Origin of the sequence: Variovorax glacialis, assembly GCF_051216375.1 — a bacterium.
In the GTDB taxonomy this organism is placed as follows: Bacteria; Pseudomonadota; Gammaproteobacteria; order Burkholderiales; family Burkholderiaceae_C; genus Variovorax.
In genome coordinates, this window is the sequence record NZ_JBPJZT010000003.1 from 500,835 (window position 1) to 524,121 (window position 23,287).

Sequence of the window (23,287 nt, forward strand, 5' to 3'; positions counted from 1 at the left end):
AAATTTTCCCCACGAAAGAGACCACCATGGCACGCACTCTCTACGACAAGCTCTGGGACGAACACGTCGTCCATACCGAGGAAGACGGCACCGCGATCCTCTACATCGACCGGCACCTGGTCCATGAAGTGACCAGCCCGCAGGCCTTCGAGGGACTGCGTGAAGCCGGCCGCAAGCTGTGGCGCATCAGCTCGGTCGTCGCGACGGCCGACCACAACACGCCGACCACGCATTGGGAGCGCGGCTACGACGGCATCGCCGACCCGATCAGCAAGGAGCAGATCACCACGCTCGACAGCAACATCAAGGAATTCGGCGCCGCGGCCTTCTTTCCGTTCCTGAGCAAGCGCCAGGGCATCGTGCACGTGATCGGGCCGGAATCGGGCGCCACGCTGCCGGGCATGACGGTGGTGTGCGGCGACTCGCACACGTCCACGCACGGCGCTTTCGGCGCGCTCGCGCATGGCATCGGCACCAGCGAAGTCGAGCACGTGATGGCAACGCAGACCCTGCTCGCCAAGAAGGCCAAGAACCTGCTCGTGAAGGTCGAAGGCAAGCTGCCGCTGGGCTGCACGGCCAAGGACATCGTGCTCGCCATCATCGGCAAGATCGGCACCGCCGGCGGCACGGGCTACACGATCGAATTCGCCGGGTCCGCCATTCGCGACCTGAGCATGGAAGGCCGCATGACGGTCTGCAACATGGCCATCGAAGCCGGCGCGCGCGCCGGGCTGGTGGCCGTGGACGAAAAGACCATCGCCTACGTCAAGGGTCGCCCGCTCTCGCCCAACGGCGTCGAATGGGACCAGGCCGTCGCGTACTGGAAGACGCTGCATTCGGACCCGGGCGCGCACTTCGACACCGTGGTCGAGCTCGACGCCGCGCAGATCAAGCCGCAGGTGACCTGGGGCACCTCGCCCGAGATGGTCGTAGCGGTGGATGGCCGCGTGCCGGATCCCGACAAGGAAAAGGACGCCAACAAGCGCGGCGCCATCGAGCGCGCGCTCACCTACATGGGCCTGGAGCCGAACAAGGCGATGAACGACATCCTGATTGACAAGGTGTTCATCGGCTCCTGCACCAACAGCCGCATCGAGGACATGCGCGAAGCCGCCGCCATGGTCAAGAAGCTCGGCCAGAAGGTCGCCAAGAACGTCAAGCTCGCGATGGTCGTTCCGGGCTCGGGCCTCGTGAAGGAACAGGCGGAGCGCGAAGGCCTCGACCAGATCTTCAAGGCCGCGGGCTTCGAATGGCGCGAGCCGGGCTGCTCGATGTGCCTCGCGATGAATGCCGATCGGCTGGAGCCGGGCGAGCGCTGCGCATCGACCAGCAACCGCAACTTCGAAGGCCGTCAGGGGGCGGGTGGGCGCACCCACCTCGTGAGCCCGGCCATGGCCGCCGCCGCAGCCGTGCACGGCCACTTTGTCGACGTCCGCCAATTTTCATGAACCCCCAGGCTCACCCACTTCGTGTGGACGCCCACCCCCTTGCAGGGGGCAACGCCAGCGGCCCGGCAAAGCCGGTTCCGCGGCATTTCCCGAATAGAAGTGCCGCGCACCGTGGCACCAAGGAACAGTGAGAACACCATGCAGAAATTCACCGTGCACAAGGGCCTCGTGGCGCCGATGGACCGCGAGAACGTCGACACCGACGCGATCATTCCCAAGCAGTTCCTGAAGTCGATCCGCAAGACGGGCTTCGGCCCCAACCTGTTCGACGCCTGGCGCTACCTGGATCCGGGCGAGCCGGGCCAGGACCCGAAGTCGCGCAAGCCCAACCCCGATTTCGTGCTGAACCAGCCGCGCTATGCAGGCGCCTCCGTTCTCCTGGCGCGCAAGAACTTCGGCTGCGGATCCTCTCGCGAGCATGCGCCGTGGGCGCTCGACCAATACGGCTTCCGCGCCATCATCGCGCCGAGCTATGCCGACATCTTCTTCAACAACAGCTTCAAGAACGGCCTGCTGCCGATCGTGCTGAGCGAAACCCAGGTCGCGCAACTCTTCGACGAGACCCTGGCCTTCCCGGGCTACAGCCTGACGATCGACCTCGAACGCCAGGTCGTGATCAAGCCGGATGGCGTCGAGCTTCCGTTCGAAGTCCAGGCCTTCCGCAAGTTCTGCCTGATCAACGGACTGGACGATATCGGCCTGACCTTGCGACACAAGGACGAGATCAAGGCCTTCGAGGCCGAGCGCCTGGCGCAGAAGCCCTGGCTCACGCACCAGTTGATCGCCTGACTTTCCACTTCCTTCTGAACAGACTCTCATGAAAATCGCAGTTCTCCCCGGTGACGGCATCGGCACCGAAATCGTCGCCGAGGCGCTTCGTGTCCTCGAAACGCTCGACCTCTCCTTCGAGACCGAAACGGCGCTGGTCGGCGGTGCGGCCTACGAGGCGCACGGCCACCCGCTGCCCGACGCCACGCTCAAGCTCGCCAAGGAAGCCGACGCCGTGCTGTTCGGCGCCGTGGGCGACTGGAAGTACGACAAGCTCGAACGGTCGCTTCGCCCCGAGCAGGCCATCCTGGGCCTGCGCAAGAACCTCGGCCTGTTCGCCAACTTCCGTCCCGCCATCTGCTATGAGCAACTGGTCGATGCATCGAGCCTGAAGCCCGAACTGATCGCCGGCCTCGACATCCTCATCATTCGCGAACTGACCGGCGACATCTACTTCGGCCAGCCGCGCGGCCGCCGCACCGCGGTCGACGGGCACTTCCCGGGGGCCGAGGAAGCCTTCGACACCATGCGCTACTCGCGTCCCGAAGTCGAACGCATCGCCCACGTCGCGTTCCAGGCCGCGCGCAAGCGCAGCAAGCGCGTGACCAGCGTCGACAAGGCCAACGTGCTCGAGACCTTCCAGTTCTGGAAGGACATCGTGACCGAGGTCGGCAAGGAATACCCCGACGTCGAGCTCGACCACATGTACGTGGACAACGCGGCGATGCAACTGGTGAAGGCGCCGAAGAAGTTCGACGTGGTCGTCACCGGCAACATGTTCGGCGACATCCTGTCCGACGAGGCGGCGATGCTCACCGGCTCGATCGGCATGCTGCCCTCCGCGTCGCTCAATTCGAGCAACCAGGGCCTGTACGAGCCGAGTCACGGCAGTGCGCCAGACATCGCGGGCAAAGGGGTTGCCAACCCTTTGGCTACAATCCTGTCCGCTGCCATGATGCTCCGCTTCTCTCTCAACCAGCCCGAGGCTGCCGACCGTATCGAGTCGGCGGTCAAGCACGTGCTGGCGCAGGGACTCCGCACGGCAGACATCTGGTCCGCGGGCACCACCAAGGTCGGCACCCGCGAGATGGGCGATGCTGTGGTGGCTGCCATCACCAAAAAGACGATTACCGGCTAACCGCAGCCCGATTCGTCACGCCCTCCCCCGGCTCTGACGAGCCGGGCGCAAAGAGAAGACAACTTTCTTTTTTCACAAGGGCAAACTGAAATGGCGAACGCAAATCAACCTCTGGTCGGCCTTGTTGGCTGGCGCGGCATGGTCGGCTCGGTTCTCATGGACCGCATGCAGGCCGAAGGCGACTTCGGGCTGATCGAGCCGGTCTTCTTCTCGACCTCCAATGCCGGTGGCAAGGCCCCGGCGATGGCGAAGAACGAGACCACGCTCAAGGACGCGCACGACATCGATGCACTGAAGAAGTGCGACATCATCGTCACGGCGCAGGGCGGCGACTACACCACCGAAGTCTTCCCCAAGCTCCGCGCCGCGGGCTGGAAGGGCCACTGGGTCGACGCGGCCTCCACGCTGCGCATGAACGACGACGCGATCATCGTGCTCGACCCGGTCAACCTGCCCGTCATCCAGAACGCCCTGTCCAAGGGCGGGAAGAACTGGATCGGCGGCAATTGCACCGTCAGCTGCATGCTGATGGGTGTGGGCGCCCTCTACAAGGCCGGCCTGGTCGAGTGGATGACCAGCATGACCTATCAGGCGGCTTCCGGCGGCGGTGCCCAGCACATGCGCGAACTGCTGACGCAATTCGGCACGATCAACGCCGAAGTTCGCTCCCTGCTGGACGACCCGAAGTCGGCCATCCTGGAAATCGACCGCAAGGTCCTCGCGAAGCAGCAGTCGCTCAGCGCCACTGAAACGGCCAATTTCGGCGCTCCGCTCGGCGGCAGCCTGATTCCCTGGATCGACAAGGATCTCGGCGACGGCATGAGCAAGGAAGAGTGGAAGGGCGGCGCCGAGACCAACAAGATCCTCGGCCAGGGCCCCGGCTTCGGAACCGCCGCGACGCCGGTCGACGGCTTCTGCGTGCGCATCGGTGCGATGCGCTGCCACAGCCAGGCACTGACCTTCAAGCTCAAGAAGGACGTTCCCCTGGCGGATATCGAAGCGCTGATCGCCGGCGACAACGAATGGGTCAAGGTCGTGCCGAACACCCGGGAGGCCACGGTCAAGGATCTCACTCCGGTGGCGGTGACCGGCACCATGTCGATTCCCGTCGGCCGCCTGCGCAAGCTGGCGATGGGCCCCGAGTACCTCGGCGCCTTCACCATCGGCGATCAACTGCTGTGGGGCGCCGCGGAACCGCTGCGCCGGATGTTGCGAATCCTTCTCGAAGCGTGAAAATGCGGCGAGCGCACCCTTTCGTGCGCTCGCCCGTTGCTACGCCGCAACGGCGCATGCATGACGAAGTTTGCACGCACTGGGTAGATAAGGCCTGTCGCCTTGTCAGTGCGGGGTGATGATGTTAACGTCCCCTTACACTTTTGGGCCGAGCTGCCCCCCTAACAGCATGACACGACATCCGTTGCCTGCGGCCCGCCGCCCGACTCCGACGATCTCTGGTCGGAACCAGCTTTCCCTCATCAGTGCTGCTGTTGCCGTGGCCTTGGGCGCATTCAGTGCCGACGCCAGCGCATTGGCACTCGGCCGGCTCAATGTCCAGTCGGCGCTCGGCGAGCCGCTTCGCGCGGAAATCGAAGTCACCGAGATCACGCCGGCTGAAGCGGACGGGCTCAAGGTCAGCATCGCTTCCTCCGAAGCCTTCCGCGCGGCCGGTGTTCCCTACAACGCCGCGCTGTCGGACGTGCGCGTCGGCGTGCAGAAGCGGGCGGATGGGCGCTACGTCGTTCGCCTGTCGAGCAATCGACTGGTCAGCGAGCCCTTCATCGACCTGCTGCTGGAAGCCAACTGGGGCTCGGGCCGGATCGTTCGTGACTACACGGTCCTGCTCGACCCGCCGACCACCCGCCAGGCAGCCAGGACTGCACCGGTCACGCCCACCGCGCCGCAGATCAGCCCGATGCCGCCGCAAGTCGCGGTCCCTGCGGTCGTGCAGGCGCCCGCAGTCCGCAGGCAGCGCCCTGCACCTACCCCGGTCACCCCCGCAGAGGCTCCCGATACCACGGTCAAGGCCGGCGGTGGAGAGCAGATCACCGTGCGCCCCGGCGACACCGCCAGCAAGATCGCCGGCGCTTACAAGCCAGCCGACGTGTCGCTCGACCAGATGCTCGTGGCCCTGCAGCGCGCCAATCCGAATGCCTTCATTGGCGGCAACATCAACCGGATCAAGGCCGGCGCGGTGCTGGAGATGCCAGCGGCATCCCAGGCCGCGGCGGTGCCGCCGGCCGAAGCGCGCCGCACGGTGACGGCCCAAAGCCAGGATTTCGGCGAATACCGCCGCCGTCTGGCCGACAGCGCACCGGCCTCGCAGGTGGCAGATGCCGGCCGTCAGGCCTCGGGCAAGGTCGAAGCCAATGTCGAAGATCGCAATGCGGCCAATGCGCCGAGCGACAAGCTCAAGATTTCGCAAGGCATCTCCGCCGGCCGCGCGACCGAGGAACAACTGGTGCAGGCACGCCAGGAGCAGGCCAACAAGGCCCGCGTTGCCGAACTGTCCAAGAACATCGAGGACATGAACAAGCTGAAGGCGGAGACGGCCAAGTCGCCTTCGGCCGTCGCGAGCCCTGCCCCGGCAACGCCTGCCGCACCTGTCGCCGCTCCGGCGCCGGCGGCCGCAGCACCTGCAACGCCCGTTCCTGCCCAGGCAGCCGCGCCAGCCCCGGCTGCAACACCCGCAGTGGTCGCAGCACCAGCGCCAGCCCCCGCGGCAGCAACCGCGCCGGTCGTGGTCGCCGCCGCGCCGGCCGCAGCCACTGCAAGCACACCCGCGACGGCGGCCAGCACGCCGGCCAACTCCGCTGCCGTACCGGCTGCAGTGACCCCGCCAGCGCCCGCGCCCGCTGCCGCACCGGCTGTTCCGAAGCCAGTCAAGGTCACCGCACCGCCCCCGCCGCCGCCGCCAGCGCCCAGCTTCTTCGCCGAACTGCTCGAGAACCCGCTCATGGTCGGCGCCGCTGCGCTGATCGCATTGCTGATCGGCTTCCTGCTGTACCGCGTGCTCGGCCGCAAGCGTCGGGACGCCGGGGACAGCGTGTTCATCGAAAGCCGCATTCCCAAGGATTCGTTCTTCGGTGCCAGCGGTGGCGAATCGGTCGACACGAAGAACCGCGGCAACTCCGTGGTGTCCTCGCTCTCGTACTCGCCGAGCCAACTGGATGCCGGCGATGTCGATCCCGTGGCGGAAGCCGACGTGTACCTCGCCTACGGCCGCGACCTGCAAGCCGAGGAAATCCTCCGCGAAGCCTTGCGCGTCAATCCGGAACGCACCGCGATCCACCTCAAGCTGCTCGAGATCCACGCCAAGCGCCGCGACCTGCGCGCCTACGAGGCCCTGGCCGCCGACGTGCACAAGCTGACGGGCGGCACCGGCACCGAGTGGAACCGCGTGGTCGAGCTCGGCAAGGACCTCGATCCGGGCAACCCGCTGTACGAAACGGGAAGCCGCGGTGTTTCCGCCGCGGAAGCCGCCGCCTTTGCCGGAACCCTGGCTGCCGCGTCGGCGCCTGCGCCCCTGACACCGACCGCACCGGCCCCCAGCCATGCCGAAGAGCTCGAAGATGCCGCCCCTCCGCCGGCCTTCGTGCCGTCGGTCGCCCCGCTCGATTTCGACCTGGACCTGGCCAAGCCGGCCATCGCGCCCGCAACGGCACCCGCCCCGCTGAGCGCGAGCCTCCCGCCCGCCCCGGCACCGGAGCCTTTCGTCACCACGATGCGTGAAGCCCCGCGTGCCATCCCTGCCGTCATGGGCATGAATGGCGGCAGCTACAACGGCAGCGCAGCGGTTCCGACCGCGAGGCTCGACCTCGAGAACGACTTCGACACGGCGCCTGGCGCCCTCGAACCGATGACGCGCGCACCCTCCTCGCTCACGAGCGAAGAGCGCACGCAACCGGCGCCCCTCCGCGCGGGCCTGCCTGCGGATTCCGGCTTCATCGAGTTCGACATGAGCTCGCTGGCCGGCCTGTCGGGCCGTACCCCCGCCGACACCGAGCGCGGTCGCCTCGAGCCGCTCGAGGAAAGCGGCGAAAGCCCGCACGCGATCAAACTCTCCCTGGCGCGCGAACTCAAGGCACTGGGCGACGTCGAAGGCGCCCGTTCGCTGGTCGAGGAAGTTGCCGCGGAAAGCCACGGCGACATCAAGGCCGAGGCCAAGCAACTGCTCGGCCAGTTGCACTGAGTGGCCGCACGGCCGCTCATCCCGTCGTGAGGCTGGCCCTCGGCATCCGCTACAACGGCCAGGCGTACGAGGGCTGGCAAAGCCAGCTCTCGGGGCGCACCGTCCAGGACAAGCTGGAAGCGGCCCTCACGCAGTTCGCCGCGCAACCCATCTCCACGCTGTGCGCGGGTCGCACCGACACCGGGGTCCATGCCCTGATGCAGGTGGTCCACTTCGACACCTCCGTCGAACGCGCACCTTTCTCCTGGATGCGGGGCACCAACCGCTTCCTTCCCGGCGACATCGCGGTGCAATGGGCCCAGCCGGTCCCGGACCAGTTTCACTGCCGGGCCAGCGCCCTCACCCGCCGCTATCTCTACGTGCTGTCTCAATCGCCTGTCAGGCCGAGCCTCGATGCGGGCCGGGTCGGCTGGTCGATGCATCCGCTCGATGGCGATGCGATGCGGGCCGGCGCCGAAGTGCTGCTCGGCCAGCATGATTTCAGCTCGTTCCGTGCCTCGGCCTGCCAGGCGCGGTCGCCGGTCAAGGATCTGCGCCGGATCGTGATCACGCGCCATGGCGAATCCGAGCGCTGCCGCTGGCACTTCGAGTTCGAGGCCGACGCCTTCCTCCACCACATGATCCGCAACATCATGGGTTGCCTCGTGCGGATCGGAAGAGGCGACGAGCGACCGGAATGGATGCGCGAAGTGCTGGATGCGCGCAGCCGCATCGTCGCTGCACCGACCTTTTCGCCCAACGGACTTTATTTTCTGGGCCCGCAATACGCGGCCGGGTGGGGCCTCCCGGCCGAGGCGACGATGGGAGGCACGGGCGCTGCGTATGATGGCCCGCCATGAGCGCCGCCTTCGTCCCACCCCGCACGCGAATCAAGATTTGCGGTCTCACACGTGAGCAGGATGTGGATGCTGCCGTGCAGGCGGGCGCCGATGCTGTCGGCTTTGTTCTGTATTCGGCCAGTCCGCGCGCGGTAACGGTCGCTCGCGCGGCCGAGTTGGCCGAGCGGTTGCCGCCTTTCATGACCCGCGTGCTCCTGTTCGTCAACGAGTCGCCGGAAATGACCGTGGACGCGCTCGCCAGAGTGCCGGGTTCGATGGCTCAATTCCACGGCGACGAATCGCCATCGCAGTGCTGGGACGGCTGCGGTCAGGGCGCCTATCGGTTCATGCGCGCGGCCCGCATTCCGCTCGGGGCCGCCGGAGCGGGCTTCGACCTCGTAAAATACGCGTCCGATTACTCCCGCGCCCAGGCCATCCTGCTCGACGCCCATGTCGAAGCGTATGGCGGTGGCGGCAAGGCATTCGATTGGTCACTTCTTCCACCCGCCGTCGACGCTCACCTCGTCTTGAGTGGTGGGCTCGCACCTGCAAACGTGGGCGATGGCATTCGTCAGTTGCGGACGCGCTGCAAGTCGCTGTCCGTTGACGTGAGCTCCGGCGTCGAAGCCTCCAAGGGGATCAAGGACGCCGAGAAGATTCGCGCATTCGTCGCCGCAGTCCGCGAAGCTGACGCCCGCCCCTAGGCTGCGCGCACTTCGTGTTGCTTCGCCAACCCCCTCGCGGGGGCAATACGACCGGCCCGGCGAAGCCGGTTCCGGCGTATCTCCCCAAATAGTCCGAGAAGACCATCTACGTTGTCATGCCATGAACACCTACCAGCAACCCGATGCCAGCGGCCATTTCGGCATCTATGGCGGCACCTTTGCGAGCGAAACGCTCACTCACGCGATCAACGAACTGCGTGATGCGTACGCGAAGTACAAGGACGACCCGCAATTCCAGGCCGAATTCCACTACGAACTGGCCCATTTCGTGGGCCGGCCTTCCCCGATCTACCACGCAGCGCGCACCAGCCGGGAAATGGGCGGCGCGCAGATCTACCTGAAGCGCGAAGACCTGAACCACACCGGCGCCCACAAGGTGAACAACACCATCGGCCAGGCGATGCTCGCCAAGCGGATGGGCAAGCCCCGCGTGATCGCCGAAACCGGTGCAGGCCAGCACGGCGTGGCGACCGCCACCATCTGCGCGCGATACGGCCTCGAATGCGTGGTCTACATGGGCAGCCAGGACGTTCAGCGCCAGAGCCCCAACGTCTATCGCATGAACCTGCTGGGCGCGACCGTCGTGCCGGTCGAATCCGGCAGCAAGACGCTCAAGGACGCACTCAACGAGGCCATGCGCGACTGGGTCACCAACGTCGAAAACACCTTCTACATCATCGGCACGGTCGCCGGACCTCACCCCTACCCGACCATGGTGCGCGACTTCCAGAGCGTGATCGGCAACGAGTGCATCGAGCAGATGCCGGCCATGCTGGCCGCGCAAGGCATTACAGGCGAAGCCGAGGGCAAGCAGCCCGACGTGGTGGTGGCCTGTGTCGGCGGAGGGAGCAATGCGATGGGCATCTTCCACCCCTATATTCCGTTCGAGGGCACGCGCCTCATTGGCGTCGAGGCGGCGGGCGAAGGCCTGGACAGCGGCAAGCATTCCGCCTCGATCCTGCGCGGCAGCCCTGGCGTGTTGCATGGCAACCGCACCTACCTGCTCCAGAACGAGGACGGGCAGGTCACGGAAACGCACAGCATCAGCGCCGGCCTCGACTATCCGGGCGTGGGCCCCGAGCATGCCTATCTGGCGGATATCGGCCGCGCCGAGTACGTCGGTATCACCGATGCCGAAGCGCTGGAGGCCTTCCACTACCTGTGCCGGACCGAGGGCATCATTCCGGCGCTTGAATCGAGCCATGCGGTGGCCTATGCGATGAAGCTTGCCAAGACCATGCGGCCGGACCAATCCATCCTCGTCAACCTCTCGGGCCGCGGCGACAAGGACATCGGCACGGTCGCGGACCTGTCGGGCGTTGACTTCTACGATCGGCCGTCGATGCGCGGCCTCAGCGTGAAGGGAGGCAGGGCATGAGCCGCATCGCTGCAACTTTCGAAGCCCTGCGGAAGGACGGCCGCAAGGCGCTCGTCCCGTACGTCACGGCCGGCTTTCCGTACGCGGACATCACGCCCGAACTCATGCAGGGCATGGTCGAGGCTGGTGCCGACGTGATCGAACTGGGTGTTCCGTTCTCCGATCCGATGGCCGACGGCCCGGTAATCCAGCGGGCCGGGGAAGCCGCGCTGGCGCTGGGCATCGGCATGAAGCAGGTGCTGGCCATGGTCACCGCCTTCCGCCAGAAGGACGACAGCACGCCCGTCGTGCTGATGGGCTATGCCAATCCGGTCGAGCGCTACGACCTGGTGCACGGCAAGGGCACCTTCATCCGCGACGCGGCCGCGGCCGGCGTGGACGGCCTGCTGATCGTCGACTACCCGCCCGAGGAATGCGAGGACTTCGCCGCTGCGCTCCAGGCCCGTCACATCGACCTGATCTTCCTGCTTGCACCCACGAGCACCAGCGAGCGCATGGCGCAGGTCGGCCGCATCGCCACGGGCTACGTCTACTACGTCTCGCTCAAGGGTGTGACCGGCGCCGGAAACCTCGACACCGAGGCCGTCGGCCAGATGATCCCTCGCATTCGAGAGCATGTGAAAGTGCCGGTCGGCGTGGGCTTCGGCATCCGCGACGCACGGACCGCGCAGGCCGTCGGCTCCACAGCCGATGCGGTCGTGATCGGCTCCCGCATCATCCAGCTGATCGAAGACCAGCCGCGCGACGCCGTGGTGCCGCGGGTGCGCGAATTCCTGGCCGACATCCGGCAGGCGCTCGACGCCCTGCCCGCCGCGACGCCCAAGAACGCGGCTGGCCGATAATCCCTGCCAACACAAGGAGCCCCCATGAGCTGGCTTGAAAAACTGCTACCCCCCAAGATTGCACCGACCGACCCGAGCGAACGCCGCCAGATGCCCGAAGGCCTCTGGATCAAATGCCCGAGTTGCGAGACCGTGCTTTACAAGACCGACCTCGAGCACAACCAGAACGTCTGCCCGAGCTGCGGCCACCACCATCGGATCGGCGCCCGGGCCCGGCTCGACGCCTTTCTCGACTCCGAGGGCCGCTACGAGGTGGGCCAGGAAGTCCTGCCGGTCGACGCCCTCAAGTTCAAGGACAGCCGCAAGTACCCGGAGCGCCTCAAGGAAGCGCTGGAGAACACCGGCGAAACCGACGCGCTCATCGTGATGGGCGGCTCAGTGCACAGCATCAACGTGGTGGTTGCGTGCTTCGAGTTCGACTTCATGGGCGGAAGCATGGGCAGTGTGGTCGGCGAGCGCTTCGTGCGCGGCGTCGAGACGGCCATCGAGCAGAAGGTGCCCTTCATCTGCTTCACGGCCACCGGCGGCGCGCGCATGCAGGAAGGCCTGCTGTCGCTGATGCAGATGGCGAAGACCAATGCGGCGCTCACACGGCTTGCCAAGAAGGGTCTGCCGTACATCAGCGTGCTGACAGATCCGACGATGGGGGGCGTGAGTGCTGGCTTCGCGTTCGTCGGCGACGTGGTGATCGCGGAGCCCAAGGCGCTGATCGGTTTTGCCGGCCCGCGCGTGATCGAGTCCACCGTGCGCGTGACGCTGCCCGAAGGCTTCCAGCGGGCGGAGTTCCTGCAGACCAAGGGTGCGATCGACTTCATCTGCGATCGGCGCGAGTTGCGCAAGACGGTGGCGAACACGCTGGCGATGCTGCTGCGTCAGCCGGCGGACGCGGTGGTTTGACCCACCCCCAGGCTTCGCGCACTTTGTGTCGCTTCGCCTACCCCCTTGCAGGGGGCAATACCTGCGGCCCGGCGGAGCCGGTTCCGCGGTATTCCTGACTCACCCCCAAGCTCGCTCGCTTCGCGTAGCCGCCTACCCCCTTGCAGGGGGCAATACCTGCGGCCCGGCGGAGCCGGTTTCGCGGTATTCCTGGGATTGAGTCGACCCCTCTTATCGGCCCAGGGTGAAAGCCGAGGCCATGACGTTGCCGAGGATGATGGCGCCGACTTGGAGCAGCACGATGGCGGCAAGGGGCGAGAGGTCGACGCCGCCTACGAGCGGGATGAATCGCCGCAGGGGGCGAACCAGGGGCTCCGCCAGTCGGGCGATGAGGTCATGCAGCATCGATGAGGCATTCGGCACCCACGACAGCACGGCGTAGACGATCAGCAAGGCGGTGAGGCCCGAGACCGCGAGTTGCAGCAGGCCGATGAATGAGATCAGGGGCAGTATGGCCCAGCGGTCCAGTCCGCCCATCAACAGCCAGAGCAGCAGGAATTTCGCCAGCACGAGGAGCCACGCGGCGACGCCGCTGGCGAGGTCCCAGCGCTTGATCGGGGGCACGACGCGACGAAGCGGCAGCACGATCCAATCGGTGATCGCGAACACGAAGCGCCCCAGCGGATTCCCGAAGGGCACGCGGTGGTATTGCATGTAGAGACGAAGCAGGCAGGCGCCGCCCAGAAGGCCGACGATCACGTCGAGCAGGAACGAAGGAATCTGATAGAGCATGGCGCGTGGTCGTGAGCGGAATGCGATGATAGCCACGCAAGGTTCATCGATGACGACACAACCCCTTCTGAGCTCTCTTCCCCTCTTCCCCCTGGGCACCGTGCTGTTTCCTGGCGGCTTCCTGCCGTTGAGGATCTTCGAGGTGCGCTACCTCGACATGATCGGCAGATGCCACAGGACCGGTGCTCCCTTCGGCGTGGTCAGTCTCACGCAGGGGTCGGAGGTCCGCAAGGCGGGAGCGGAGGCCGAACGCTTCGCGGCAGTGGGCACGCTCGCCGTCATTCGCGAGTTCGAAGCGCCCCAGTCGGGACTCCTGCAAATCGAATGCATCGGGACGCAGCGCTTTCGGGTCCGTTCCAGCGAATTGCAGAAGTACGGGTTGTGGACCGCGGACGTCGAGGCGATGGCCGACGATGTCGCCTTGGCCATCCCTGAAGACCTCCGACACGCCGCCGACGCCTTGCGCCGCCTGGTCGACACGCTGGAAGAGCGCCGGCGGATGGAGGGCGATGAAAGCGTTCGCTTGCCGATCGCACAGCCCTATCGTTTCGACGACTGCGGCTGGGTCGCGAATCGCTGGTGCGAGCTTCTGCCTATGCAGCAGGAGCTCAAGCAGCGGCTGATGGAACTCGACAGCCCGCTCATGCGGCTCGAACTGGTGAGCGATCTGCTGGCGCGCACGGGCATCGCGAAGTAGCTTGCTACCAATTCAATAGCAGCCGATGCAGGATCCGCAAGTGCTGCCGCGGGGTCTTCGGCGAGGCTTGCGCGGCTAAAATGGCGGGTTCCGCGCGCCCCGCCCGCGGCCCATTCTGCTCCCCATGTCCGACCACCTCATCCCCTCCGTCCCCACTCCCGCCGCCACGCCGGTCGCCGCCACCGACGACAACCAACTCATCGCCGAACGGCGTGAAAAGCTCAAGGCGCTCCGTGCGGCGCAGGCCGACGGCAAGGGTGTCGCCTTTCCGAACGACTTCAAGCCTGCCGACCGCGCCGCCGCACTGGTCGCGACGCACGGCGAAACGCCGTCCGACATCCTCGAAGCGAACCCCATCGCCGTGAGCGTGGCGGGCCGGATGATGCTGAAGCGCGTGATGGGCAAGGCCAGCTTCGCGACCCTCCAGGACGCCACCGGCCGCATCCAGCTCTACGTCACCCGCGACGCGGTCGGCGAAGAGGCATATGCCGAGTTCAAGCACTGGGACCTCGGGGACATCGTCGGCGCCGAGGGATCGGCCTTCAAGACCAAGACCGGGGAACTCTCGGTCAAGGTCACGAAGCTCCGCCTGCTGACCAAGAGCCTGCGCCCGCTGCCCGACAAGTTCCACGGCATGGCCGACCAGGAGCAGAAATACCGCCAGCGCTATGTCGACCTGATCACGGATTCGACGGCCCGCGAGCGCTTCGCCGCACGCAGCCGCGCCGTCAGCGCCTTGCGCACGTTCATGGTGGAGAACGACTTCCTCGAGGTCGAGACGCCCATGCTGCACCCCATCCCGGGCGGTGCGAACGCCAAGCCGTTCAAGACGCACCACAACGCGCTCGACCAGGAGATGTTCCTGCGGATCGCGCCGGAGCTCTACCTCAAGCGCCTGATCGTCGGCGGCTTCGAACGCGTGTTCGAAATCAACCGGAGCTACCGCAACGAAGGCATCTCGGTGCGGCACAACCCCGAGTTCACCATGATGGAGTTCTACGCGGCCTACTGGAACTACCGCGATCTGATGAACTTCACCGAAACGCTGATCCGCACGATCGCCGACAAGGCGGTGGGCACGCAGCAACTCACCTACCAGGGCAAGCCCGTCGACCTGAGCCAGCCTTTTGAGCGGCTGACGATCCGCGAGGCGATCCTGAAGCACACGGATGCCGGCGCCAACGTCGACGACGCTGCATGGCTCGTCAATGCGCTGCGCAAGATCGGCCTCAGCGAGGAAAAGGACAAGCTCTCGCAGCGCAGCCTCGCGAGCCTGCAGGTCATGTACTTCGAGGAGACCGTCGAAGAGAAGCTCTGGCAGCCGACCTTCATCATGGAACACCCGACCGAGATCTCGCCGCTGGCACGCGCCAACGACGAGCGCCCGGAAGTGACGGAGCGCTTCGAGCTCTACATCACCGGCCGCGAGTTCGGCAACGGCTTCAGCGAACTCAACGATGCCGAGGACCAGGCCGCGCGCTTCAATGCGCAGGTCGCGGCCAAGGACAGCGGTGACGACGAGGCCATGTTCTACGACCACGACTTCGTGCGCGCGCTGGAATACGGCATGCCGCCGACGGGCGGCTGCGGCATCGGCATCGATCGCCTCATGATGCTGCTGACCGACTCGCCGAGCATCCGCGACGTGATCCTGTTCCCCGCGCTGCGCAAGGAATCTTGAACACGCACAGGCCCGCGATCGGGATCGACTTCGGCACGTCGAACTCCGCTGCAGCTTTCGTGGCCGACGACGGGCTCGCGCGCCCGCTGTCGCTCGAAGGTTCCGCCACCGCCATCCCGACGGCCCTCTTCTTCAACGCCGAGGATCGGAGCACGCACTACGGGCGCGATGCGGTTGCCCAGTACCTGTCGGGCACCGAAGGCCGGCTGATGCGGTCGCTCAAGAGCCTGCTGGGCAGCTCGCTCATGCAGGAGCAGACCGAGGTTCTCAACGAGCGCGTCAGCTTCGAGGACATCATCACGCTTTTCCTGTCGGAGATCGGTGCGCGCGCGCGCAAGCAACTGGGCGCGCAGCCCGGCCGGGTTGTTATCGGCCGTCCGGTCCGCTTCGTCGACGACGACGAGCAGCGCGACAGATTGGCCGAGGACACCCTCCGCCGGGCCGCGCTGAATGCAGGGCTCGGCGACGTCGAATTCCAGTACGAACCGATCGCGGCAGCCTTCGACTACGAGCGGCGCGTGACGCGCGAATCGCTGGTCCTGATCGTCGACATCGGCGGCGGCACCTCCGACTTCACCGTCGTTCGCCTCGGCCCCGAGCGCACGGCGAATGCCGACCGCGCAAGCGACGTGCTGGCCACCACCGGCGTGCACATCGGCGGCACCGACTACGACCAGCGTCTCAGCCTCGAGTGCGCGATGCCGCACCTGGGCTTCCGGCACATCGGGCCGCAGGGGCGCGAAGTGCCGAGCCGCACCTTTTTCGACCTGTCGTCCTGGCACCTGATCAACTGGCTCTACGCGCCGAAGGCGATCCGGCAGGTGCAGGAGGTGCGCACGAACTACCTCGACACGCGCTTGCACGATCGCCTGGTGAACGTGCTCGTCGAACGGCAAGGGCATCGCATCGCCAGCGAGGTCGAGGAGGCCAAGATCCGCTCTTCCATGACGAACGGCGGCGTTGCGATCGACCTGTCTTGCGTCGAACCGGGCTTGAGCGCAGCGCTGGGTGCGGACGACCTCGCGCGACACCTTGTCGCATTGCTCGACAGCGTGGTCGCCTGCGCACGCGATTGCGTCCGGCGCGCCGACCTCACGGGCGGGAAGCTCGACGCGATCTATCTCACCGGGGGCTCGTCCGCCCTGCGACCGTTCCAGAGCGCGTTGCGCGCTGCCTTTCCTGGCACGGAGCTGGTCGAAGGTGACCTGTTCGGTGGCGTTGCCGCCGGTCTCGCCTACGCCGCCAACGCGCGCGCGCCGCAGCTCGCATGAAATACCTCGCCGCGTATCCCGCGGCGCTGCGCGCCCAGGTCGAGCAGCTTGTCGTGCAAGGCCGGCTCGGCGAATGGCTGCAGAAGCGGTACGGCAGCACACACGACATCCGCACGGATCGCGCACTCTACGACTACGTGAACGATCTCAAGGGCCAGTTCATGCGGAACGCAGAGCCTCTCTCGAAGGTGGCTTTCGACAACAAGCTCCATGTGATCCGCAACGCGCTCGGCACCCACACGACCGTCTCGCGGGTGCAGGGCAGCAAGCTGAAGTCGAAGCGCGAAATCCGCGTGGCAAGCCTGTTCAAGGAAGTGCCCGTCGAATGGCTGCGCATGATCGTCGTGCACGAACTCGCGCACATGAAGGAGCGCGAGCACGACAAGGCCTTCTATCAGCTCTGCGCGCACATGGAGCCGGACTACCACCAGTTGGAGTTCGACCTGCGCCTGTACCTGACGCACCTCGATGGCGGGGGCGAGCGGCTTTGGTCGGCGGCCCCTTGAACCAGCTCTAGGGCCGCGGCAACATCTCGACGGCACGTCGATAGACGGGCGATTGCATCAAAGCGGCCCAGTCCAGCGCGGGTGCGCGCGGCAGAAGACTTCGCCTGCGCAGTTCGCTCGCGTCGCTCGGTGTCCACCGACCGCTGCGCTGCGCCGCAGCGAAACCGTCAAGGAGTTCATCGAGCGCGGTGCCCTCGCCCACGCTCTGATTGCACAGCAGGGCCAGGTCGCAGCCCGCTTCGAGTGCGGCGAGCGCGGCGTCCGTGTAGCTCAGGAGTTCCCCCTTGACGCGGCGCGCGGCTTCCATGCTGAGGTCGTCGCTGAACACGGCCCCGTCGAATGCGAGCTTGCCGCGCAGGATCTGCTGGAGCCATTTCGATGAGAAACCGGCGGGCCGGTCGTCCACCTTCGGATAGATCACGTGGGCGGGCATCACGGCAGCGAGCGTGCCGGTCAGCCAGTCGTAGGGACGCGCATCGTCCGCAAGGATCGCCTTGAGGCTTCGCCGGTCCACGGGAATGGCCACGTGCGAATCGGCCTTGACGAAGCCGTGCCCCGGAAAGTGCTTACCGCAATTCGCCATGCCGGCCTGCAACAGGCCATGCATCAGGCTCCTCGCGAGCACCGCGACCACGCGCGGATCGCGGTGGAAGCTCCGATCCCCGATGACGCTGCTTTCACCGTAGTCCAGGTCGAGCACCGGCGTGAAGCTGAAGTCGACACCGCAGGCCCGAAGCTCGGCCGCCAGCACGTGGCCGCACGCCACGGCGGCCTGGGTCGCACGAAGCGGATCGCTCATCCAGTGTTCGCCGAGCGTGCGCATCGACGGCAGGCGCGTGAAGCCATCGGTGCGAAAGCGCTGCACACGTCCGCCTTCATGGTCCACGCAAATCAGGAGGTCGGGCCGCAGCGCCTTGATCTCGGCATTGAGGGCGCTCATTTGGGCGCGGTCCCGCCAGTTGCGCGCGAAATGGATCACGCCGCCCACCAGGGGATTGGCAATCCGCCGGCGATCGGCCGCGGTCAGTTCGGTCCCCGCGACGTCGATGATCAGCGGGGCATGCAGGGCGTTGTCGTTCATTCTTCCTTGCGTTCGACGACGACGAAGCTCGCCGCGTAGTCGGTTTCGTCGGTCACGGTCACATGGGCGCTCAAGCCCTGCGCGTCGAACCATTCCTTGAGGCCACCGTGCAGCACGATCACCGGCTTGCCGCTCTTCAGGTTGGCGATCTCGCAAAGGCGCCAGCTCATCGGCATGCGCATGCCCATGCCGACGGCCTTGCTGAAGGCCTCCTTGGCCGAGAAGCGCGTGGCCAGGTAGCGCAAGCCGCGCTTGGGCCAGCGGGCGCTACGGGCCTCCCAGATGGCGTACTCGGCGTCGCTGAGGACCTTGTGCGCGAAACGGTCACCCTGGCGCTCCAAGGTCGCGGCAATGCGCCGGATGTCGCAGATGTCGGTGCCGATGCCGTAGATCACTTGGCTTCGGCGATGCGCTGCAGGTATTCGCGCGTCGCGGCGGTGTAGCCGAGCTCCAGCGCGTCGGCGACGAAGGCATGGCCGATCGAGACCTCGCGGACCGCCGGCACGGCGCGCAGGAATTCCGTCAGGTTGTCGCGGCTCAGGTCGTGTCCGGCATTGACCTCGAGCCCCGCCGCATGCGCCGCGCGCGCCGCGTCGACGTAGAGCTGCAGGACCGAGTCGGCCTTGGCGGTGTCGCGGGACGCTGCATAGCCTTCGGTATAGAGCTCGACGCGATCGGCACCCACGGCCTTGGCCGCCGCCATCATGTCGGGATTCGGGTCCATGAACAGGCTCACGCGCACGCCAAGGGCCCGGGTCTCGGCAATCAGCGGCCGCAGGCGCTCGGCGTCCTCGGGGAAGCTCCAGCCGTGGTCGCTGGTCGACTGGGTTTCGCTGTCGGGCACGAAGGTGGCCTGGTGCGGCCGCAGTTCGCGCACGAACTCCATCAGGTTGTGGAAGGGATTGCCCTCGATGTTGAACTCGGCCCCCGGCCAATCCTTGCGAAGCAATCCGGAAAGGTCCCGGACATCCTGCGGCCGGATGTGGCGCTCGTCCGGCCGCGGATGCACCGTGATGCCGTGCGCGCCGGCATCCAGGCACAGGGCGGCGGCGAACAGCACGCTCGGGATGCCGAGCGGTCGCGTATTGCGCACCAGCGCGACCTTGTTGAGATTGACCGACAGCGCGGTGGATTTCAGAAGGCTCATAGGGATTGCAGGTCTCGCATCATCTGCCGCGTACGCAGCGTTGCCACGCCGCAATGGTAGTTGAGCAAGGTGCGCAGTTGGGTACGCAATGCGCCATTGACCCCGGCGCAGGCGCGCAGGGTGGCGGCAAAGGGTGCGCGATCGTCGAGCGCGGCCTGCAGCGCCTGCCAGTCGGCGCCTTTCAGCGCGGGCTCGTCGGCGATCGCTTCGCGCAGACCGGCCTCGGGCACCAGCGCATAGCGCGCATCGGGGATCAGCGGCGCCAGCGTGGCCGTCTGGGCGTCGAGGGTGGGCAGCAAGCCGACCTCGCGCAGCATCAGCAGTTCGAAGGCGCGCAACGCTGCCGACTGCGTCGCAGCCTGCGCGCCCGCATGTTCGCTGGCCAGTACCTGCACGACCGCAGCGTAGGCGTCGAACAGCGCTTCGTGCGGGTCGTCGCGCGCCAAGAGGCGCAGCACGAGTTCGTTGACGTAGTAGCCCGACATCAGCGCCTCGCCTGTCGGCATGACGTGGCCGCCCATCCATTCCGCGCCCTTGAGCGTGCGGATCTCGGCGTCGCCGCTGAAGTTCAGCTGAAGCGGCTGCAAGGGCAGCAACACCGGCCGGAAGTTGGAACTGGGTCGCTTCGCGCCCTTGGCCACGAGCGCAATGCGGCCGTGGTGGCGCGTGAAGGTTTCGAGAATCAGGCTCGATTCGCTCCAGTCATAGCGATGAAGCACATAGGCCGGCTCGTGCGAAACGCGCTTTATGGCCATACGCCCGGGGCGTGCTCATTCATAGCCGAAGGAGCGCACCCTCGCTTCGTCGTCGGCCCATCCGGAACGCACCTTGACCCACAGCTCGATGAAAACCTTGGCGTCCATGAGCTTCTCGAGCTCCTGGCGCGTCTCGGTGCCGATGCGCTTGATGCGATCGCCCTTGTCGCCGATGACCATCGCCTTGTGGCCGTCGCGCTCGACGACGATCGTCGCGGCGATCCTGAGCAGCCGCTTCTGGCCCTTGCGCGCGGGCGGCTCTTCCTCGAACTTGTCGATGATGACCGTCGAGGTGTAGGGAAGCTCGTCGCCGGTCAGGCGGAACAGCTTCTCGCGCACCATCTCGCTGGCGAGGAATTGTTCGCTGCGGTCGGTGAGTTCGTCTTCGGCGTACCACCAGGCCTGCTCCGGCAGGTATTTCTCGCAGATGCCGAACAGGCGTTCGATGTCCTTCGCGTTCTTGGCGGACATCGGCACGAACTCGGCGAAGGCGTGCTTCTGCTGCATGGTCTGCAGCCAGGGAGCGATGTCGCCACGGCGATGGACGTTGTCGAGCTTGTTGGCGATCAGCACCGTGGGTATGCCCGAACCCAGCAGCTTCAGCACCCGCTCGTCCGCCGGCGTGAAGCTGCCCGCCTCGACCACGAACAGGATCAGGTCCACGTCCGACACCGCGCCCACCACCGTCTTGTTGAGCGAGCGGTTCAGCGCATTGGCGTGCAAGGTCTGGAAACCCGGCGTGTCGACGAAGACGAACTGCGTGGCGCCCAGCGTCCGCATGCCGGTGATGCGGTGCCGCGTAGTCTGCGCCTTGCGCGAGGTGATGCTGATCTTCTGGCCGACAAGGGCGTTCAGCAGCGTCGACTTGCCCACGTTGGGCTTGCCGACGATGGCGACGAGCCCGCAACGCTGCCCGGATGGCACGCCTGGGTCTCCGACCTCCCCTTCAGGCGCCGGATTGTTCGATTCGATGGGGTCGTTCATGGGAATGCCTTCGCGCCGCGCGCCTTGAGCCGGATCAACATGGCCGCCGCGGCGGCCTGCTCACCGGCGCGGCGCGAGCCGCCGATGCCGCGCTCGCGAAGCCCCAGTTCGGGCACCTCGCATTCGACATCGAAAGTCTGCTTGTGGGCCGCGCCCAGCGTACCAACCACGCGGTAGACCGGCAGCTTCATTTTGTGGCCCTGAAGCCATTCCTGCAATTCGGTTTTCGGATCCTTGGCCACCGCATCCATGCGCGGGTTGATCTCGACGGATTCGTAGAGACGGTGCACCAGCGCCTCGGCAGCCCCAAAGCCCGCATCGAGGTAGACCGCACCGATCACCGCTTCCAGTGCATCGGCCAGGATCGACGGCCGATTCTGGCCACCCGAGCGCGACTCGCCTTCACCCAGGCGCAACAACGGCGAGAGCGCCAGCTTGAGCGCCAGCTGATGCAGCGTGTCCTGCTTGACCAAATTGGCCCGCACGCGCGAGAGATCGCCCTCCGGCAAGGCCGAAAGTCGCGTGTAGAGCAGATGGGACACACCCAGGTTGAGCACCGAGTCCCCGAGAAACTCGAGCCGCTCGTTGTGATCGGCCGAAAAGCTCCGATGCGTCAACGCAAGCTGGAGCAGCCGCACATCCGCAAAAGAATACTGGAGGCGCGCCTGCAGCGCACCAAGCCCCCCCTCGCTCACAACGCCAAGTCACAGGCCGCCAAAGGCTGGCCCGTTCCAGAAACACCGCGGAACCGGCTCTGCCGGTCCGCCGGTGTTGCCCCCTGCAAGGGGGTGGGCGGCCACACGAAGTGGGCAAGCCTGGGGGTGTGCATCACCGTGATTGACCTTGGTATTTCAGCAGCAGGAAGGCAGGCCCGAAGAGATGGATCTCGCGGTCATAGGCAAAGGACACGACCACCTTGTCACCGTCCTTCTTCACGTCGAGATCCTTGCCGGTGACGGACTTGAAGTCGTCGATGGCCTGGGCACGGTCGAAGATCGCGCGGACTTCAGGCACCGTCGTGCCTTCCTTGGCCTTGTTGGCCGCCTTGGTGATGGCCTGGTATTCGATCAACGTCGGAATCACCTGGGCGACGACGACGCCGACACAGGCCAAGACGATGGCGACGAACAGCAGCCCCACGAACGAGATGCCACGCTGTTTATGTCTTGATTGCTTTGCTGTCATGCCCTCTACCCCTCGAATGAAAAGCCCGAATACTTATTGGAAGCCGCCGATGCGCTTGAAATTGCCGAAATTCATCCAGACAAGGAAGGCTTTGCCGACGATGTTCTGGTCGGGGACGAATCCCCAATAGCGCGAATCCAGGGAATTGTCCCGGTTGTCGCCCATCATGAAATAGTGACCTTCGGGCACCTTGCACACCACGCCTTCAACACTGTAACGGCAGTTTTCCTGGTAAGGGAACGGCATGATCTCCGCTTCGGACAACCCCGCACGGCGAGTGTCGTCATTGAGCAACTTGTGCTCCTTGCCGCCGAGGTTCTCGGTGTATTGCTTGAGGTAGCGCATGGCCTCCTCGTCGAAATACTCGGGGATCTGGTCCTTGCTCACCGGCTGGCCATTGATGGTGAGTTTCTTGTTCAGATAAGCCACCTCGTCGCCGGGCACGCCAATCACGCGCTTGATGTAATCCATGCTCGGCTTCGGCGGATAACGGAACACCATGACATCGCCGCGCGCCGGCGGCCGGCCGTCGGTGATCTTGGTATTGATGACCGGCAAGCGAAGGCCGTAGACGAATTTGTTCACGAGGATCAGGTCGCCCGTGAGCAGCGTCGGCATCATGGAGCCGGAAGGAATCTTGAAAGGCTCGAACAGGAACGAGCGCAACAGGAACACGGCCAGGATGACCGGGAACAGCCCGGCGGTCCAATCCAGCCACCAGGGCTGCATGACCAGGCGTTCGCGCGCCTTGGTGTCGACGGTATCGACTTGCGTGATGCCTTGCCTGGCGAGCTCCGCGCGGCGCTGCGCCAGCGAAGCGTCGAGCGCTTCGGCAGCACGCCGGCGCTTCGGCAGGAAATAGAAGCGCTCGGCCACCCAATAGATGCCGGTGACGACCGTCGCGAGAAACAACAGCAGCGCGAAGTTGCCTTCGACAACGCCGAAATACCAGGCACCGATGTAGCCGACAAAGGCCGCGAGGATGAGGGAAGTAAGGAATGCCATC

The 23,287-nt window shown here is 65.9% G+C and carries 23 protein-coding genes; 14 read left to right on the plus strand and 9 right to left on the minus strand.

Annotated features, from left to right (window positions below; translation table 11 throughout):
• Positions 1-26: 26 nt before the first annotated feature.
• The 10 genes from leuC to accD all read left to right on the plus strand — a co-directional run bounded on the left by leuC (position 27) and on the right by accD (position 12,203).
• The gene (gene leuC, locus ACSFBL_RS11085) at positions 27-1,448 is read left to right on the plus strand and encodes a 3-isopropylmalate dehydratase large subunit (protein WP_435515810.1); all 1,422 of its coding nucleotides are present in this window, start codon (positions 27-29) and stop codon (positions 1,446-1,448) included.
• 138 nt (positions 1,449-1,586) lie between these two features.
• Positions 1,587-2,237 (plus strand): 3-isopropylmalate dehydratase small subunit, encoded by a 651-nt coding sequence (leuD, locus tag ACSFBL_RS11090; RefSeq protein ID WP_435515811.1) that lies wholly within the window; start codon positions 1,587-1,589, stop codon positions 2,235-2,237.
• Between the two features lie 28 nt (positions 2,238-2,265).
• A complete protein-coding gene (leuB, locus tag ACSFBL_RS11095; protein ID WP_435515812.1) occupies positions 2,266-3,354 on the plus strand; it encodes a 3-isopropylmalate dehydrogenase in 1,089 nt (362 codons plus the stop codon).
• A 90-nt stretch (positions 3,355-3,444) separates the two neighbouring features.
• The gene (gene asd / locus ACSFBL_RS11100; RefSeq protein WP_435515813.1) at positions 3,445-4,587 is read left to right on the plus strand and encodes an aspartate-semialdehyde dehydrogenase; all 1,143 of its coding nucleotides are present in this window, start codon (positions 3,445-3,447) and stop codon (positions 4,585-4,587) included.
• Positions 4,588-4,846: 259 nt separating this feature from the next.
• Positions 4,847-7,543 (plus strand): motility hub landmark protein FimV, encoded by a 2,697-nt coding sequence (locus ACSFBL_RS11105; protein WP_435515814.1) that lies wholly within the window; start codon positions 4,847-4,849, stop codon positions 7,541-7,543.
• 26 nt (positions 7,544-7,569) lie between these two features.
• The gene (gene truA, locus ACSFBL_RS11110; protein WP_435515815.1) at positions 7,570-8,382 is read left to right on the plus strand and encodes a tRNA pseudouridine(38-40) synthase TruA; all 813 of its coding nucleotides are present in this window, start codon (positions 7,570-7,572) and stop codon (positions 8,380-8,382) included.
• Positions 8,379-9,065, plus strand: coding sequence for a phosphoribosylanthranilate isomerase (locus ACSFBL_RS11115; protein ID WP_435515816.1), 687 nt, complete (start codon positions 8,379-8,381; stop codon positions 9,063-9,065). The genes truA and ACSFBL_RS11115 overlap by 4 nt, the downstream gene beginning before the upstream one ends.
• A 121-nt stretch (positions 9,066-9,186) precedes the next feature.
• Complete coding sequence (gene trpB, locus ACSFBL_RS11120) at positions 9,187-10,464, plus strand: tryptophan synthase subunit beta (protein ID WP_435515817.1); 1,278 nt, start codon at positions 9,187-9,189, stop codon at positions 10,462-10,464.
• Positions 10,461-11,306, plus strand: coding sequence for a tryptophan synthase subunit alpha (gene trpA / locus ACSFBL_RS11125; protein WP_435515818.1), 846 nt, complete (start codon positions 10,461-10,463; stop codon positions 11,304-11,306). The genes trpB and trpA overlap by 4 nt, the downstream gene beginning before the upstream one ends.
• 24 nt (positions 11,307-11,330) lie before the next feature.
• The gene (gene accD / locus ACSFBL_RS11130) at positions 11,331-12,203 is read left to right on the plus strand and encodes an acetyl-CoA carboxylase, carboxyltransferase subunit beta (RefSeq protein WP_435515819.1); all 873 of its coding nucleotides are present in this window, start codon (positions 11,331-11,333) and stop codon (positions 12,201-12,203) included.
• A gap of 210 nt (positions 12,204-12,413) precedes the next feature.
• Here the strand turns inward: accD and ACSFBL_RS11135 are convergent, their stop codons facing one another.
• Entirely contained in the window at positions 12,414-12,974 is a 561-nt protein-coding gene (locus ACSFBL_RS11135; RefSeq protein ID WP_435515820.1) for a YggT family protein, read from the minus strand.
• 49 nt (positions 12,975-13,023) lie between these two features.
• On the opposite strand from ACSFBL_RS11135, the gene ACSFBL_RS11140 reads away from it, so the two are divergent.
• The 4 genes from ACSFBL_RS11140 (at position 13,024) to ACSFBL_RS11155 (ending at position 17,129) form a co-directional block, all read left to right on the plus strand.
• Positions 13,024-13,671 carry an LON peptidase substrate-binding domain-containing protein gene (locus tag ACSFBL_RS11140; protein ID WP_435515821.1) on the plus strand — a complete coding sequence of 216 codons (648 nt, stop codon included), beginning with the start codon at positions 13,024-13,026 and terminating at the stop codon, positions 13,669-13,671.
• Positions 13,672-13,795: 124 nt separating this feature from the next.
• On the plus strand, positions 13,796-15,352 hold the full coding sequence (lysS, locus tag ACSFBL_RS11145; RefSeq protein ID WP_435515822.1) for a lysine--tRNA ligase: 1,557 nt from the start codon (positions 13,796-13,798) through the stop codon (positions 15,350-15,352).
• Positions 15,346-16,623, plus strand: coding sequence for an Hsp70 family protein (locus tag ACSFBL_RS11150; RefSeq protein WP_435515935.1), 1,278 nt, complete (start codon positions 15,346-15,348; stop codon positions 16,621-16,623). Before lysS ends, ACSFBL_RS11150 begins: the two co-directional genes overlap by 7 nt.
• Positions 16,620-17,129 (plus strand): M48 metallopeptidase family protein, encoded by a 510-nt coding sequence (locus tag ACSFBL_RS11155; RefSeq protein WP_435515823.1) that lies wholly within the window; start codon positions 16,620-16,622, stop codon positions 17,127-17,129. The genes ACSFBL_RS11150 and ACSFBL_RS11155 overlap by 4 nt, the downstream gene beginning before the upstream one ends.
• Positions 17,130-17,136: 7 nt before the next feature.
• Here the strand turns inward: ACSFBL_RS11155 and nagZ are convergent, their stop codons facing one another.
• From nagZ to lepB, 8 genes are all read right to left on the minus strand, one after another.
• Positions 17,137-18,210: a beta-N-acetylhexosaminidase gene (gene nagZ / locus ACSFBL_RS11160; protein ID WP_435515824.1), complete on the minus strand. Its 1,074-nt coding sequence runs from the start codon at positions 18,208-18,210 to the stop codon at positions 17,137-17,139.
• Positions 18,207-18,605: a holo-ACP synthase gene (gene acpS / locus ACSFBL_RS11165; RefSeq protein WP_435515825.1), complete on the minus strand. Its 399-nt coding sequence runs from the start codon at positions 18,603-18,605 to the stop codon at positions 18,207-18,209. Before acpS ends, nagZ begins: the two co-directional genes overlap by 4 nt.
• A complete protein-coding gene (locus ACSFBL_RS11170; protein WP_435515826.1) occupies positions 18,602-19,357 on the minus strand; it encodes a pyridoxine 5'-phosphate synthase in 756 nt (251 codons plus the stop codon). Before ACSFBL_RS11170 ends, acpS begins: the two co-directional genes overlap by 4 nt.
• On the minus strand, positions 19,354-20,112 hold the full coding sequence (recO, locus tag ACSFBL_RS11175) for a DNA repair protein RecO (protein ID WP_435515827.1): 759 nt from the start codon (positions 20,110-20,112) through the stop codon (positions 19,354-19,356). Before recO ends, ACSFBL_RS11170 begins: the two co-directional genes overlap by 4 nt.
• 15 nt (positions 20,113-20,127) lie before the next feature.
• Entirely contained in the window at positions 20,128-21,096 is a 969-nt protein-coding gene (gene era / locus ACSFBL_RS11180; RefSeq protein WP_435515828.1) for a GTPase Era, read from the minus strand.
• Positions 21,093-21,791 (minus strand): ribonuclease III, encoded by a 699-nt coding sequence (gene rnc / locus ACSFBL_RS11185; protein ID WP_435515829.1) that lies wholly within the window; start codon positions 21,789-21,791, stop codon positions 21,093-21,095. Before rnc ends, era begins: the two co-directional genes overlap by 4 nt.
• 133 nt (positions 21,792-21,924) lie before the next feature.
• On the minus strand, positions 21,925-22,281 hold the full coding sequence (locus tag ACSFBL_RS11190; protein WP_435515830.1) for a DUF4845 domain-containing protein: 357 nt from the start codon (positions 22,279-22,281) through the stop codon (positions 21,925-21,927).
• Between the two features lie 33 nt (positions 22,282-22,314).
• Positions 22,315-23,286, minus strand: coding sequence for a signal peptidase I (gene lepB, locus ACSFBL_RS11195; RefSeq protein WP_435515831.1), 972 nt, complete (start codon positions 23,284-23,286; stop codon positions 22,315-22,317).
• Position 23,287 lies beyond the last annotated feature (1 nt).